The sequence below is a fragment of the Vibrio rhizosphaerae genome (genome assembly GCF_024347095.1).
Classification (GTDB): Bacteria; Pseudomonadota; Gammaproteobacteria; order Enterobacterales; family Vibrionaceae; genus Vibrio; species Vibrio rhizosphaerae.
In genome coordinates, this window is the sequence record NZ_AP024903.1 from 2,152,680 (window position 1) to 2,167,903 (window position 15,224).

At 48.8% G+C, this 15,224-nt stretch carries 11 protein-coding genes; 1 reads left to right on the top strand and 10 read right to left on the bottom strand.

The genetic code is table 11. The features are described 5' to 3' along the window. Positions 1-5: 5 nt before the first annotated feature. From OCV37_RS09215 to dgcN, 6 genes are all read right to left on the bottom strand, one after another. Complete coding sequence (locus OCV37_RS09215) at positions 6-1,448, bottom strand: efflux transporter outer membrane subunit (protein WP_051680422.1); 1,443 nt, start codon at positions 1,446-1,448, stop codon at positions 6-8. Continuing rightward, positions 1,438-4,593, bottom strand: a complete 3,156-nt coding sequence (locus tag OCV37_RS09220) for an efflux RND transporter permease subunit (RefSeq protein WP_038179486.1) — start codon at positions 4,591-4,593, stop codon at positions 1,438-1,440. Before OCV37_RS09220 ends, OCV37_RS09215 begins: the two co-directional genes overlap by 11 nt. A 3-nt stretch (positions 4,594-4,596) precedes the next feature. Beyond that, positions 4,597-5,745, bottom strand: a complete 1,149-nt coding sequence (locus OCV37_RS09225; RefSeq protein ID WP_038179484.1) for an efflux RND transporter periplasmic adaptor subunit — start codon at positions 5,743-5,745, stop codon at positions 4,597-4,599. Between the two features lie 495 nt (positions 5,746-6,240). Next, positions 6,241-7,095, bottom strand: coding sequence for a D-amino-acid transaminase (locus tag OCV37_RS09230; RefSeq protein WP_038179482.1), 855 nt, complete (start codon positions 7,093-7,095; stop codon positions 6,241-6,243). Positions 7,096-7,109: 14 nt separating this feature from the next. Beyond that, on the bottom strand, positions 7,110-8,084 hold the full coding sequence (gene dgcA, locus OCV37_RS09235) for an N-acetyl-D-Glu racemase DgcA (RefSeq protein ID WP_038179480.1): 975 nt from the start codon (positions 8,082-8,084) through the stop codon (positions 7,110-7,112). After that, entirely contained in the window at positions 8,081-9,088 is a 1,008-nt protein-coding gene (gene dgcN, locus OCV37_RS09240; RefSeq protein WP_038179478.1) for an N-acetyltransferase DgcN, read from the bottom strand. The genes dgcA and dgcN overlap by 4 nt, the downstream gene beginning before the upstream one ends. A gap of 955 nt (positions 9,089-10,043) precedes the next feature. On the opposite strand from dgcN, the gene alr reads away from it, so the two are divergent. Beyond that, positions 10,044-11,126 carry an alanine racemase gene (alr, locus tag OCV37_RS09245; RefSeq protein WP_038179476.1) on the top strand — a complete coding sequence of 361 codons (1,083 nt, stop codon included), beginning with the start codon at positions 10,044-10,046 and terminating at the stop codon, positions 11,124-11,126. A gap of 1 nt (position 11,127) precedes the next feature. On the opposite strand, the gene OCV37_RS09250 is transcribed toward alr, so the two are convergent. From OCV37_RS09250 to OCV37_RS09265, 4 genes are all read right to left on the bottom strand, one after another. Next, on the bottom strand, positions 11,128-11,880 hold the full coding sequence (locus tag OCV37_RS09250) for a LamB/YcsF family protein (RefSeq protein ID WP_038179640.1): 753 nt from the start codon (positions 11,878-11,880) through the stop codon (positions 11,128-11,130). Between the two features lie 51 nt (positions 11,881-11,931). After that, a complete protein-coding gene (locus OCV37_RS09255; RefSeq protein ID WP_157634908.1) occupies positions 11,932-12,876 on the bottom strand; it encodes a 5-oxoprolinase subunit C family protein in 945 nt (314 codons plus the stop codon). Further along, a complete protein-coding gene (gene pxpB / locus OCV37_RS09260; RefSeq protein ID WP_038179636.1) occupies positions 12,866-13,534 on the bottom strand; it encodes a 5-oxoprolinase subunit PxpB in 669 nt (222 codons plus the stop codon). Before pxpB ends, OCV37_RS09255 begins: the two co-directional genes overlap by 11 nt. A gap of 119 nt (positions 13,535-13,653) precedes the next feature. Continuing rightward, the gene (locus tag OCV37_RS09265; protein WP_169739353.1) at positions 13,654-15,168 is read right to left on the bottom strand and encodes an EAL domain-containing protein; all 1,515 of its coding nucleotides are present in this window, start codon (positions 15,166-15,168) and stop codon (positions 13,654-13,656) included. Between the last annotated feature and the right edge of the window lie 56 nt (positions 15,169-15,224).

A 15,224-nucleotide genomic window follows, 5' to 3' on the forward strand; every position in this document is an offset into this window, starting at 1 on the left:
ATCATTTATTGATCAATCGCCTTCAATACTGATGAAACCTGAGCAGACGGTTGATGATCAGCCGCACGCCAGCCACCACCGAGCGCTTTATATAAATTGACCCGGCTGAGCAGTAAATTCAAATGCGACGACAGCTCACTCTCCCGCGCACTGAATAATGACCGCTGCGCGTCCAGTAGATCCATATAACTGTCATTGCCTTTTTCATAGCGCATTTTCGCCAGTCCATAATACGCTTGGTTTGCAGCCAGATTATTCTGTTGAGCCTGCCACTCTTCCATATAATAAGTCTGCCCTAATAAAGCATCAGAAACTTCTTTAAATGCGGTTTCAATGACTTTCTGATAAGCAATGATCGAACGCTGTTTCTTAATCTTCGCCACATCCAACGCTGCCTGATTACTTCCCCAGTCAAAGATAGGTAAAGAAATTGACGGCGAGAATTGCCAATACCCTGAATCTGAGTTAAACAAGCCAGACAGAGAGTTACTGGCACTGCCGGCATTCGCGGTTAAACGAATACTCGGGAAAAACGCCGCACGGGCCGCACCGATATTCGCATTGGCTGCTTTCAGTGTATGTTCTGCCGCGAGAATATCCGGGCGCTTGAGTAGCAATTCGGATGGCGTCCCCACTTGGAGTGCTGACAGCATTGGCCCGCTTTCTTCAGGCAAACGTCCATCGATGTACTGCATGATCGGCGCACCAACCAGCTGGCGCAATACATTGTATCCCCTCGCAACGGCCAGTTTATACTGCGCTTGCTTGGCCTGTGCACTATGTAATGCCGTCTTACTTTGTGCAAGCGTCAAGGCATCACTGTATCCGGCATCATAGCGCGTTTGCACCAGCGACAGGGTCTCCTGATAGGCGGTTACCGTCTCGGTCGTCAGCGTCAACAATTCTTGATTGGTCAGAAGGTTCATGTAGGCAGTGGCGACTTCACTGATCAACGCAATCACCGTACTCCGCCGGGCTTCATCCTGAGATAAATAAGTTTCAAGTGCTTGATCACTCAGGTTTTTGACTCGGCCGAACAGATCCAGCTCATAACTCGTCACCCCCACCGTCGCCTTATACTGGGAAGTGTATGACTTCCCATTCCCCGTATTGGCATCAGAAAAACGCGTTCTCGAAGCGCTGCCCGAGGCATCCAGCCCCGGATAGCGTTCTGCATCCTGAATTCGGTACGTTGCCCGTAAGGAAGCAACATTCAGCAATGTCGTTTTCAAGTCCTTATTGTTTGCCAGTGCCAGCTCAATCAGCGACTGTAATCGTTCATCCGGCATGAAGCTTCGCCAGTCAGGCAGCTCGGCAGATGCCGTCTGACTGGCATCTACCCCTTGCCATCCCTGCGTTGACGGCACATCAGGCTTTTGATAATCCGGTGCTAAGCTACACCCACTTAACACAGCCGCAACCATAAGTGGCAATAACTTAATTTGCATCCGTCTTATCCTCCACAGCCGGAGTCGCAGAGAGGTCACCTCTTGGCTTGGTACGGAACAAGCGCATCACTAAGACGAAGAATACCGGTACAAAGAAAATGGACAGTACGGTTGCAGATGCCATCCCACCGACAACCCCCCAACCAATTGCATTCCGGCTGGCTGCGCCCGCACCACTACTCAGTGCCAGCGGTAAAACCCCCAGAATGAATGCAAAAGATGTCATCAGGATCGGACGTAAACGCATCCGACAAGCTTCAACGGTTGCCTTGAACAGATCCATCCCCTCATCATATTGGGCTTTAGCAAACTCAACGATCAGAATCGCGTTTTTCGCGGACAAACCGATCGTTGTCAATAACCCGACCTGGAAGTACACGTCATTTGCTAATCCTTTCATCGTCGTCGCCAGCACGGCACCAAAGATCCCCAGCGGTACAATCAAGATGACCGAGAACGGAACACTCCAGCTTTCATATAGTGCTGCCAGACAGAGGAATACAATCAACAGAGAAATCCCATACAGTAACGCAGCTTGTGAACCTGATTGTCTTTCCTGATATGAAGAACCACTCCATTCAACCCCAATCCCTTGCGGCAACTGTCGAACCAGTTTTTCAATCTCAAGCATCGCCTCACCAGAACTTTTGCCGGGCGCAGCTGAGCCCTGAATGTTTACCGCAGGGGAAGCATTAAAGCGCTCCAACCGTGGTGAACCATAGGTCCAGTAAGTTTTCGCAAAGGCATTAAACGGCACCATGTCTCCCTCGGCATTACGAACATGCCACAGATCGAAGTCTTCTGGATTCATCCGGAATGGTGCATCAGCCTGAACGTACACTTTCTTAATCCGTCCGTTATCGACAAAGTCGTTGACATATGTCGAGCCCCATGCGGTTGACAGCGTTGAGTTAATGTCATTCACGGCAACACCCATTGCCATCGCTTTTTCATAATCGATATCGATTCGAAGCTGGGCAGTATCTTCCATACCGTTTGGCCGGACCGCCATCAGATTCGGATCTTTTGCCGCCATACCCAATAACTGGTTACGTGCCTGAATCAGTGCTTCATGACCAAGATTCCCCCGGTCAACCAGATAAGCATCGAAACCACTGGCGGTCCCCAGCGAGATAATCGGTGGTAAGTTAAAGGCAAATATTTGTGCTTCTTTAATCTGTCCCAGAGCCCCCCATGCCCGGCCGATAATCGCTTCAACCGACTGTGAAGGCTTGGTCCGCTGACTCCAGTCAGTGAGCTTGACGAATCCCAACCCCATGTTCTGACCCCGACCGGCAAAACTAAACCCGGCCACAGTAAAGACTGAGGCAACATCATCTTTCTCATCTTGCAAGAAGTGATTCCGGATTTTCTCCATCACATGGAGTGTCCGCTCCTGCGTTGCACCGGCAGGAAGTTTCACCATCACCATCAAGACCCCCTGATCTTCATCAGGCAGGAAAGATGTCGGTAATTTATTCCAAAGCACCCCTAATCCACCGACAATTAACACATAGATAAATAAATATCTGATTTTCTGATGGATGCCTTTTTCAACCGTGCCTTTATAGCGTACCGTTCCTTGATTAAACAGGCGGTTAAACAGCGCAATCGGACCACGTTTCGCCTGATGACTTCCCTCTGAAAGTGGCTTGAGGATGGTCGCACACAGTGCCGGCGTAAGAATCATTGCAACTAAAACAGACAGCGCCATAGAAGAGACGATTGTCAGAGAGAACTGTCGATAAATGGCCCCGGCAGCACCGCCGAAGAAAGCCATCGGGATAAATACCGCACTCAAAACTAAGGCGATCCCAACCAGTGCGCCGGTAATTTGCCCCATCGACTTCCGGGTGGCTTCTAAGGGGGATAACCCATCCTCAGCCATCACCCGTTCGACGTTTTCAACCACAACAATCGCATCATCTACCAGCAGACCGATCGCCAGTACGAGACCAAACATCGTCAGGGTATTAATTGAGAACCCGAAGGCAGCCATAACGCCCATCGTCCCCAATAACACCACGGGTACCGCAATCGTCGGAATCAGCGTTGCACGGAAATTCTGCAAGAAGAGGTACATAACCAAAAAGACCAGTACGACCGCTTCAATCAAGGTGTGAACAACCTCTTCAATCGAAATTTTAACGAATGGCGTTGTATCGTATGGATAAACAATTTTCAGCGAGCTCGGGAAGAACTGTTTCAATTCATCCATTTTGGCACGTACAGCATCTGCGGTATCCAATGCGTTGGCACCCGTTGACAGCCGAATCGCAAGCCCCGTTGCAGGAGAACCATTGAACTCCGCCACAGCCGCATAACTTTCGCCACCGATTTCAATCCGCGCAACGTCCTGCAAACGAATCTGAGAACCATCCGTATCCACTTTGAGCAGAATATTTTTAAAATCGCTGACGCGACTCAAACGTCCCTGAGCGGTGATAGTCGCAGTGAGCTGTTGTCCTTTTACTGCTGGCGTTCCCCCCAACTCACCGACGGATACCTGCGTATTCTGAGCCTTAATCGCACTGAGCACATCGCTGGAGGTCAAACTAAACTTGTTCAGTTTATGCGGATCCAGCCAGATGCGCATTGCATGTTGCGCACCAAAGACTTGGGTTTCACCCACCCCCTGAACACGGCTAATCGGGTCTTTGACATTCGAAGAGATGTAATCCGCGATGTCAGTGTTGTCCATCGCGCCATCAGATGAAATAAAGCCGATCACCATCAGGAAGCTACTGGTTGATTTCGCAACCGTAATCCCCCGGGTCACAACTGAATCCGGCAAAGAAGACTCAACAGCAGACAATTTATTCTGTACTTGAACCTGTGCAATATCTGGATCCGTTCCTGTTGCAAACGTCAGACTAATCGAAAACGAACCAGACGAATCACTGTTGGAAGACATATACAGCAGGTTATCGATACCATTCATGTTCTGCTCGATAACCTGTGTCACACTATTTTCAACGGTTTTCGCAGAAGCACCGACATAAACACCAGAGATACTAATGGCTGGCGGTGCAATTTGCGGATACTGTTCAATCGGTAGAGTTTTGATGGACAGAATACCGGCAAGCATGATGACAATGGCAATCACCCACGCAAAAATCGGTCTGTCGATAAAAAAGCGAACCATATATTATTGCCCCTGTTCTACCATGTTTGCCGTCACCACCGCTCCCGGACGAATTTTTTGTAATCCGCTCACGATCACTTTTTCCCCGGCGTTCAGGCCAGAATCAACCAACCACTGAGACCCGACAATCTGATGGGTGATGATGACACGATCTTCGACTTTGTTTTCTGCATTGATGACCATGACATGAGCCTGACCCTTGGCATCACGAACTACCGCAGCCTGAGGGACTAACATTGCTTTTTCACGATATTCTGTCGGTAAATCAGCCCTGACATACAGACCGGGCAGAAAAACTTGATCAGGGTTCGGTAGCAAGGCTCGCAGATTGACCGTGCCGGTTTTTTCGTTGACCGTCACATCAGCAAACTGTAACGTCGCTTCCTGTTCGATTTTGGTCCCATCATCCAAGCTCAGTCTGATACCGTTAAGCTTTTTATCGCTACCAACCGTCTGCTTTCTCAATTTGAGCAACTCATTACTGGATTGGGACAGATCAACATATAAAGGATCGAGTTGCTGAATCGTTGCCAGATAATTGGTCTGATTCGCGGTAACCAGCGCACCTTCGGTAACACTTGATTTACCGATACGTCCAGAAATCGGCGCTTTGATATGGGTATAATCTAGATTGATTTGCGCAGATTTCACCGAGGCTTCAGCAGACATGACCGCAGCGAGTGCTTCACGGTACGTGGCGCGAGAATCTTCATAATCTTGTTCACTAATCGCACGACTTTTTACCAGTGTCTGATAACGCGCAGCCTGCAATTTTGCTTTTTCCAATGTCGCTTGGGCAGAAGCCAGACTGGCTTTGGCACTATCTAAAGTCGCTTCATATGTTGCCGGATCAATCTGGTATAGCACCTCACCTTTTTTGACGGTGCTGCCTTCAACAAATAAACGTTTAGTAATAATCCCCGCCACCTGCGGTCTGACTTCAGCAACCCGATAGGCACTTGTCCGGCCGGGAAGACGAGTCGTTAACTCAACTGGCTGATAGTGAATCGCAACGGCATCGACCGCGACAGCTTGTGGTTTCTGTGGGGTTGTTGCTTCAGCCTGAGTGCCATCCGGTTGGCACCCGGCCAGAGCAAGCACCAAGCCGAAGGCGACCAATGACTGGCGATAAAGAGGGAAGGTTTTCGTCATGAATTACGCTCCTAAAACTATGCTACTGGCGCTGGAGTCACATGACTCCAGCGCCTCATTCTTTATTCTGTTTGTGATTCAGTCATCATTGTGTTCACAGTGACGCAGCTTTAATTTCCATCAACCAACCAACAAGCAGCATCAATTGTCATTCATATGTATTTGTTATGAAGCAACTTTACCGACCGTCACAAATCATACTGTCACCAAATGAGAGAACTAACTATATTCTAGATATTTAAAGGGTTAAAGTGTGGTTAATGATGATCATCTTTTAGACAATTGAAGTCATTAATCTAATATTTTTATCAATGAAGATGCGACGTAAAGATCCTATCATGCCTCAATCATGGCACCGCAACTATCATAAAGATTGCAAAATATGAAATCATGACCCGAATGAACTGAGATTCGCAAGGAAAGTATTAAAAAACCCAACCGGGATAATTGGGTTTTGTGTGACCTGTCAAATTGATTCGTTCCGCTCAATTTAAATTAGCTGTGCGCTCTCGCAGTCTGAATATAAATCTCCCGCAACTTCAGAGCCACTGGCCCCGGCTGGCCATCACCGATGGGTTGTTCATCGATGGCAACAACCGGCCAGACAAACGTGGTCGCCGAGCTGATAAAGGCTTCTTTCGCTTGCTGTGCTTCTTCGATGGTAAACAAACGTTCTTCAACCTTGACGCCTGTGTCTTGAACCAGTTTCATCAGCGCCGCCCGGGTAATCCCATGCAGAATATCATGGCTCAATGGACGAGTGACTAATGTGCCGGCTTGCGTCACGATATAAGCATTGCTGGAACCCCCTTCTGTCACGTATCCATTTTCAGTCAGCCACACATCATCAGCACCTGCGGCATGTGCGGCATGTTTTGCCAAGCATGCAGGCAACAGGCTGGTGGTTTTAATATCCCGGCGCTTCCAACGGATATCTTCAAAAGAAATCACTTTCATACCGTGCTTCACTTTCGGGTGATCAACCAATTGCTTGGCCTGTGTAAATAAAACCAGCGTCGGCTCAATCGCCGCTTGGTAAGCAAAGTCACGATCCCCTTCATTGCCCCGGGTTAATTGCAGATAGATGCCCCCTTCAACCAACTGATTTTTGTCGATCAGCGTCTGCTGAATGACTGTCAACTGTTCCGCAGTCGCCGGCATTTTTATTCCCAGCTCACGACAAGAGCGTTCCAGACGGGCAATGTGACCCGCGTTATCAATCAGTTTACCGTCCAATACCGACGTCACTTCATAGACAGCATCAGCGAAGAGAAAACCACGGTCAAAAACTGACACTTTCGCTTCAGATTCAGGAACATACGTCCCATTGACATAAACAATCCGTTCCATAAATAATTTCCCTTTTATCCCCATAGTTCCGCACCAAAAGGCAGCATTTGATTTTTTTCAAACTCAAAACCATGTTCAATATCCTGACTCAGTAAGAGCGGGCCATCCAAATCGACGACATCAACCCCCTGAGCAACCACAAATGCAGGGGCCATACTCAGTGAAGAAGACAGCATACACCCCACCATAATCTGTAAACCGGCGGCCTGTGCGGCTTGCTTCAATGCTAATGCTTCCGTCAAGCCACCCGTTTTATCGGTCTTAATATTAATCATGTCATAGCGCCCTGCCACACGGCTCAGGCTCTGCCGATCATGACAAGATTCGTCAGCACAAATCGGGATTGGCCGGGGCAAGTCATCTAAGACCCAGTCTTCATCGGCATGAAACGGCTGCTCGATCATCGCAACATTCAACTGTTCTAATTCGGGAATCAATGTTTGATAGGTTGCCACATCCCAGGCTTCATTAGCATCCAGAACAATCGTTGCCTGAGGAGCGCCCCGACGAACTGCACGCACACGTTCCAGATCCTCCGGCCCGCCCAGCTTTAACTTGAGCAACGGGCGGAAGGCATTGGCAACGGCAGCTTCTTCCATCTTGTGAGGTTTATCCAGCGATAAGGTATAAGCCGTTGTTAACGCTCCCGGTGTGATCTGGAGTTGAGACCAAATCGTGGTTTGACTGAGCTTGCATGCCAGATCCCACATCGCGCAATCGACCGCATTCCGGGCAGCGCCGGCCGGTAATAAGGGTTGCAGTTGCTGACGGCTAATACCACATCGGATTTCGGGAAATATCCCTTCAATCTGAGCAATCACGCTGTCAATCGATTCTCCATAACGGTTATAAGGAACACACTCCCCCCGACCGATACAGCCATGCTTTTCAATCTCAACCACAATAGTTTCGGCGGCAGTCTTACTCCCGCGAGAAATCGTGAAACTGCCCCGAATGGGCCAGCTTTTTCGATAGAGACGAATATTCATGCGCACACCGCCAGCTGATCAACAAGACGCCCGACGCCCTGTCGGAAAGGGTCAACAACCGGTAATCCAAGCTGCTCTTCAAGCGTCGCCATATAAGACAATGCCGCTTGCTCATCCAGTCCGGAGGTGTTGATCGACACCCCGACAAATTGAACATTCGGATTGGTTAAACGCGCCGTGGCCAGATTGGCAGCCATGCAGACTTCAATATCGGGCAAAGCATAATCCGGCAGTCCTCGCATATGCTGACGGGTTGGTTCATGACACAACACCAGTGCATCCGCCTGAGCGCCGTGAATTAATCCGGTTGTCACACCGGCAAACGACGCATGGAATAAAGAACCCTGCCCTTCAATGACATCCCAATGATCAGGTGTGTTGGCGGGAGAAATCGTTTCAATTGCCCCCGCAATAAAGTCGGCGACGACACAGTCAGCACTGACGCCCTCTCCCGAAATCAAAATCCCGGTCTGACCGGTGGCCCGAAAATCGGCATCCATCCCGCGGTCACGCATTTCTTTCTCAATCGCGAGAGACGTATACATTTTTCCGACCGAGCAATCGGTCCCGACCGTGAGCAAGCGCTTACCTGTGCGCTTTTTACCATTTGCAACCGGATAAACCTGAGTCGGATAACGCACATCGAACAAAGCACAACCTTGCTTCTCTGCGCACGCTACCAACGCGGGTATATCGGTCAACTTATTATGCAATCCCGACGCAATATCCATTCCGGCTTCTAACGCCTCAACCAGTACATTCGTCCATTCGTCAGAAATAATGCCGCCTCGGTTTGCCACGCCAATGACCAGTGTTTTTGCGCCGGCAGCAACTGCGTCCGATATACTCATATCAGGTAAACCACAATCTGCATGACAATTTTCCAGACGAAGTTGCCCGACACAATACTCTGGACGCCACGTCTTGATGCCTTGGGCCACTTTTGCAGCTAATCCATCCGCTGCATCACCTAAAAATAATAAATACGGTTTCTTCAGTTCCATCTCGCAATCACTCCATCCTAGTCAACACAAATAAAAATGTTCGTTATGAGTCAATCACCATTTACAGAGCAAAATACATGACAACATTAAGGAAAGGAAATGAGCAACAGAATCATTTTTGAGCACAAAACATGAATAAACATTCATTTATTTGTATTTTACCGAATAAAAATTCACACAAAGTCAAAACACTCATATGATAGAAACCGCCAGCTCTGTGCTTTTTTTCAGAGTCTTATTCTAAAGCGACTGACCGAATCAGAAAAATGCACGGCCTACATCCCTTTTTCAAATTTATATAATTTCGCAGAATTGACTATTTATCAGTGATTAAAGCTATTCAATCACCCAAACAGAATCTTACAAAGATGTGATTTAAATCACCAAAGTAATGATATTTTATGTATATATCTATATCCTGCAAAACTGACATTGCCCAATAATGGTGCCAATTGCACATTATTAGTGCTTAATGTCGACCGTTTACCGGTCTGAACTGCTTCGTCAAAGACCCGTTGTATAAATTTTGATGGCTGTATCCGCAGCATGAAATATCAAATGACGCTGATTACGCATTGAAATTTAAAACCAGAAAATAACCAATATGCAGCATAAAATGAAAAACCGCATCATCACTCATGCCGTTTACCATATTTCCCAAACACATCCGGCGCATATGGCGTCTGCTCACACCAATATACGGTTGGAAAGCTTCCCGTAATGTCAAAGCACTGGCCTGTATATTGCTTCTTCTGTCTGGCTATTTGGATAGAATGACAATCGAAAATTGCACAAATTTCATTCGCTGATGACATGCTCGTGGCATGACGCGATAGGATATGCATGATTAATATGTTAATGATTAATAAATGCATTGCTCAAGCAGGCGATATACACTGTGATCACCGAAAATTAAAAATGCCCTCTACATGTTTTGCCCAAACCAGGAACGATTATGATTACTGCTGAAGCGGTTATTGATTTAAATGCATTAAGAAATAACTTCACCTTATTGAAATCCCACTGTGATAGTGACACAAAAATGATTGCGGTTATCAAAGGTGATGCTTACGGGCACAACGCCATCCAAGTCGCACGCGCACTGCCACAGGCTGACATGTTTGCCGTCTCTCGCATTGAAGAAGCCATTGAATTACGTTCAGCAGATATTCTTCAGCCCATCTTATTATTAGAAGGTTGTTTCTGTCCGGAAGATCTTCAGCTGGCCGCACAACTTAATTTCCACACCACGATCCACTGCCCGGAGCAACTCCGGGAGTTTGAGCAAACGCCCCTGACGCAACATACCTCGGTTTGGTTAAAGTTAGATACAGGCATGCATCGCCTCGGCGTTCAGGCCGAGGAAATCAGCGATTACATCACTCGTCTGGAAAAAAGCGGCAAAATTGCAGGCCACGTTGGCTTTATCAGCCATTTCAGCTGTGCGGATAACCCGAATGCCCATTCAACCCAGATTCAGCTTGAACGTTTCAAAAATCAGACACAAACCTATCAAGGGATGAAAACACTGGCAAACTCAGCCGGGATTATCACCTGCCCAGACGCCCACTTTGACGCAGTACGAGCCGGGATTGCGCTGTATGGTATTGCACCGCATCTGGATGAAATCGGTCAGCAACGGCATTTAACCCCGGTGATGACCTTGCAATCGAGATTAATTGCCGTCCGTCGGCATCAGGCCAATCAACCCGTCGGTTACGGTGAAAACTGGACATCCGCGCGAGACACTTACATCGGCGTGATCGCAATGGGCTATGGTGACGGCTATCCGAGATCAGCGCCGAACGGAACGCCGGTCTATATTAATGGCCGGATTGTGCCAATCTCCGGCCGGATATCGATGGATATGATTACCGTCGATCTTGGCCCCAATGCAACCGATCAGGTTGGAGACCGCGTGGAGCTATGGGGTAAACATGTGCCGGTCGAGCACGTTGCCAAATTAGTCGGAACGATTCCGTATGAACTGGTGATTCAACTGACCCGACGCGTGGTCAGAACCTTTATCAATGAATGAATTACATCGACTGAATCACAGCGGACTGTTGTAATGTCTGACGGATCTTCGCTGCAAATTCAAGGGCATGGGCACCATCACCGTGAATACAAATCGTATCGGCCTGAATGTTGACCCATTGCCCGTCAGTCGCCCGAACCTGCCTCTGGCAGACCATATCAAGAACCTGATTCAGCGCTGCATCGTCGTGGTGAATCAAGGCACCGGGTTGATCGCGTGGGGTTAATGTCCCGTCAGGCTGGTAGGTGCGATCCGCAAATACTTCATGAGCCACCCGCAATCCTTCCGTTTCTCCGGCGCGAATCAGCGCACTGCCGGATAATCCGTACAAGACCAAAGTCGGATCAACATCTTTCACTGCCTGAGCAATGGCGGCTGCCAGCGATTCATCCTGAGCGGCCATATTGTATAAAGCACCATGCGGTTTGACATGATGTAAACGTCCTCCGGCTGCGCGAACAAACCCATATAATGCGCCAATCTGATAGACAACCATGTCATACGCTTCCCGAGGAGAAATCGCCATCATCCGACGGCCAAACCCGGCAAGATCTGGGAGTCCCGGATGTGCGCCAATGGCTAGATTTTTCGCTAATGCATACCTGACCGTCTCACGCATCACACCCGGATCACCAGCATGAAAGCCACAGGCAATATTCACGGAACTGACAAAATCCATCAGCGCGACATCATTGCCGAGTGAATATACCCCGAAACTTTCTCCCATATCACAATTCAGATCGACTCTGTTCATCTTGCCCTCACCGCTTCGCTCATTTGATGACTTCCCCTGTGTGATTAACATTCAGTGAGCATTCAATGCCAGCGTCACACGTTGTAAATAACGCGCCTGAACCTCGGCAGCCATCTGCGCCTCAACCAAAGAAACGGGCTGAAAATAGACGGATTCACCCGGACGCAGCTGGCCCAAACGCCACAAATCGCTGTCGATCACAACAGCCATTCTCGGGTAGCCTCCGCTCGTCTGTCCTTCTGCCGCCAGAATAATCGGTTGCCCGTCGGGTGGCAATTGAATCACCCCGGGGAATACCGCATGAGACATAAGTTTGGCCTGAGATTGCGCCTCAATCGGCGGTCCCGAGAGTCGAAACCCCATCCGATTACTCTGAGGACTGACTTGCCACGCGGTCGTGAAAAACTGTTCTTGAGCAGCAAGAGAATAGTGCCCAAATTCCGGGCCGATACACACACGAATCATGGCATCGGGCTCCGGCAGTAAAAGGCCAAAGTGGTCATCGGCTCCCCCATCACAGATAGGGTGATTTGCGCCGACCACCAGTCGATCACCTTTACGCAACGCTCGCCCTTCCATACCACCGAAACCAGCCTGTAAATCGGTCGCAGCCGAGCCCATCACCAGCGGTACTTCGATCCCGCCCCGAACAGCCAAATAAGCACACAAACCGCGCTTAGGCGTACGAAGCTGCAAACGCTGTCCGGCATGGGCACAATAACGCCACCCCGGATAAACCGGCAGATCATCTAACCGGGCGAAACAATCCGCACCAGTCAGCACAAAGCAAACATCCGCCTGAAAGAGAAACGTGCTGGCCCCGAACATGATTTCCAATCCGGCGGTATTATCAGCATTACCGACCCGTCGATTGGCAAGGGTCAGTGCCAGACGATCGAGCGCACCGGCACGAGACACGCCTTGATGACGAAATCCCTCTCGCCCGAGATCCTGAACCGTCACCAACGGGCCGCAGTGTCGTACGTCAATCACCATCAACCTCCGCAACCGTGAACGTCACCCGATCCCCCGGTAACCAAAAAGAAGGCTGCGAGCGCTGCGGATCAAATAAAACCACATCCGTGCGCCCGATCACTTGCCAGCCACCGGGAGAAGCATTGGGATAAATCCCGGTTTGCGCACCACCAATGGCAACCGAACCTGCCGGAATTTTTGTCCGCGGAGAGGTATGTCGCGGCGTATGTAGCGCTTCGGGTAACCCGCCAAGATAAGCAAACCCCGGCTGAAATCCTAAAAAATAAACACGATATTCAGCCGCAGTATAAAGGCGAATCACCGCATCGGTACTCAAACCGGCATGCTTTGCGACGGACACCAAATCAGGACCGGCCTCTCCGCCGAACGTGACGGCAATTTCCAGCGATCGTCCGGTGGTCAGTATCATGTCATCAGTCGCCCAATAGTGACAGAACAACGCGCATACATCGCGATATTCGTCTGAGCCGTCATGGGTGACGGCATTGGGCTGAACACGAACCGTCAGGTTATTCATACCGGGAACCACATCGATCATTTCCGGCCGGGCTCTCAGCTGTTCTGCAATCGCCCAGATTTTTTGTTGCTGAGGTAACGTCACCGGCTCTGGTGCCTGAAGCACATAACAATGCTCTCCTAACGGGTAAATGTCAGGCATCTGCACCGATTCTTTCACTCAAACCTCCCGCTATATTCGTCATATCTGACATCACAGAATCAACACGATGACAATCACAAACGGCAAGATACATGGGCCCGGGCTCTGGTGTATTCACCTTAAATAATGTTTCTGATCGAATGACGACGAATAAAAGCTTTAATCTCTTCAATCGGCATCGGACTGGCGTAGTACCAGCCCTGCCCAATCACCGCGATATCTCGTTTAAGCAGATAATCAACCTGTTCGGGGGTTTCAATCCCCTCCATCACAATCGTGACATCCTCAAATCCTTCCAGCAGATCTAACATCATGTTAACGGTTCGTCCAGCAATCGTGTCGGTTCCCAGCGCATGGGTAAACATCCGGTCAATCTTGATCTCATCCGTATAGATATCACTCAGCCACGACAGGTTTGAATATCCTGTCCCGAAATCATCAAGCGACACTCGGAAATGATGCATTCGAAGCACGTCACACACCGACACCACATCCTGACAGCCAAAAGAAGAGCGCTCGGTAATTTCGAACATAATCTGATTCACATTGACTGAATGCTTTTTCACAATCTCAGTCACCCGCTCAATAAAAGATTTCGTCAGGTACTCATCCACAGCCAGATTGATACTCAAGGTGTATTCCGGATATTGCTGTAACACCCGTGCCATATCCTGAATCGACTGTTCAATCACAAACAATGTCAACTGACGAATCTGCTTTGTCTGCTCTGCCAAAGGAATAAAGACCTCAGGGCTGATGCTTCCCAACAGAGGGTCATGCCAGCGGCACAACACTTCAAATCCTTGGATTCGTTCATCTTTCAGGACAAATTTAGGTTGATAGACCAATGAGAGTTGTCCGTGTGTAATCGCTTTACGCAACCGACTCTTCAACTGTTTATCCCGGGAGACGGGGACTCCCCATATTTTATAGCTGAGTAAGATAAACAGAATGATGATCATAAAAGCACCCAGAGTCGGGCCACTCAAAGCATGATAGATAAAGGGATGGTTATCTCTGACCAGCACACAAAGCGATGGTTTATCACTACACTGTTTTTCGATCAACAAACGGGACAGGTGCCCGACCGGATCAATTTTCGGTAACGTCGTATCACCCAACCGCTCGAAAGTGTGCTTCAAGCTGGCACTGCGAATTTCGACGGTGTAACTGGTTGATATTTCAAAGCCTTCAAAGGCTCGGGGAGCGGTCATCGCAATAACGTTATCGCGAAAAGTCAAATCAACCGGAATATGACGCGGCAACTGCTCAAACTGGTAACGTTGGACAAAAGAATAACCATTCGACATATATTGCGCTTTGGGCAGCGGAAGCGGTCCCTCTAATTTGTTGAGCGTCAGACATTGAACCATCCCTCGCTCAATTCGGCCAATGTCAGCAATGAAATGGTTAATATGCAGAATGTCCTGCATCAAATGCTGATCTTCCTGACTGCATGCAACCGTACCGCTGTCAGCCAGTAGCTTTATCGCCGCCGTCAATTGTGTTGCAATTTGGTTTGCATGGCTGAGGGCAAGATGAGCCACCCCTTTCATTTCTTCACGATGAAATGTCGTCATCATCATTTGTGCAAAAATGCCAAGAAAAAGAATGGTCAAAAAAATCAATTGCACTGGTTGCTTCAACGCTAAAGTGTATGACCTGGTTTTATTTGTCTTGTGCAACTTGT

Excerpts from the sequence above, each read along its gene's own strand:
- OCV37_RS09215 (WP_051680422.1), bottom strand. The coding sequence starts at position 1,448 with ATGCAAATTAAGTTATTGCCACTTATGGTTGCGGCTGTGTTAAGTGGG.
- OCV37_RS09220 (WP_038179486.1), bottom strand. The coding sequence starts at position 4,593 with ATGGTTCGCTTTTTTATCGACAGACCGATTTTTGCGTGGGTGATTGCC.
- OCV37_RS09225 (WP_038179484.1), bottom strand. The coding sequence starts at position 5,745 with ATGACGAAAACCTTCCCTCTTTATCGCCAGTCATTGGTCGCCTTCGGC.
- OCV37_RS09230 (WP_038179482.1), bottom strand. The coding sequence starts at position 7,095 with ATGGAACGGATTGTTTATGTCAATGGGACGTATGTTCCTGAATCTGAA.
- dgcA (WP_038179480.1), bottom strand. The coding sequence starts at position 8,084 with ATGAATATTCGTCTCTATCGAAAAAGCTGGCCCATTCGGGGCAGTTTC.
- dgcN (WP_038179478.1), bottom strand. The coding sequence starts at position 9,088 with ATGGAACTGAAGAAACCGTATTTATTATTTTTAGGTGATGCAGCGGAT.
- alr (WP_038179476.1), top strand. The coding sequence starts at position 10,044 with ATGATTACTGCTGAAGCGGTTATTGATTTAAATGCATTAAGAAATAAC.
- OCV37_RS09250 (WP_038179640.1), bottom strand. The coding sequence starts at position 11,880 with ATGAACAGAGTCGATCTGAATTGTGATATGGGAGAAAGTTTCGGGGTA.
- OCV37_RS09255 (WP_157634908.1), bottom strand. The coding sequence starts at position 12,876 with ATGGTGATTGACGTACGACACTGCGGCCCGTTGGTGACGGTTCAGGAT.
- pxpB (WP_038179636.1), bottom strand. The coding sequence starts at position 13,534 with ATGCCTGACATTTACCCGTTAGGAGAGCATTGTTATGTGCTTCAGGCA.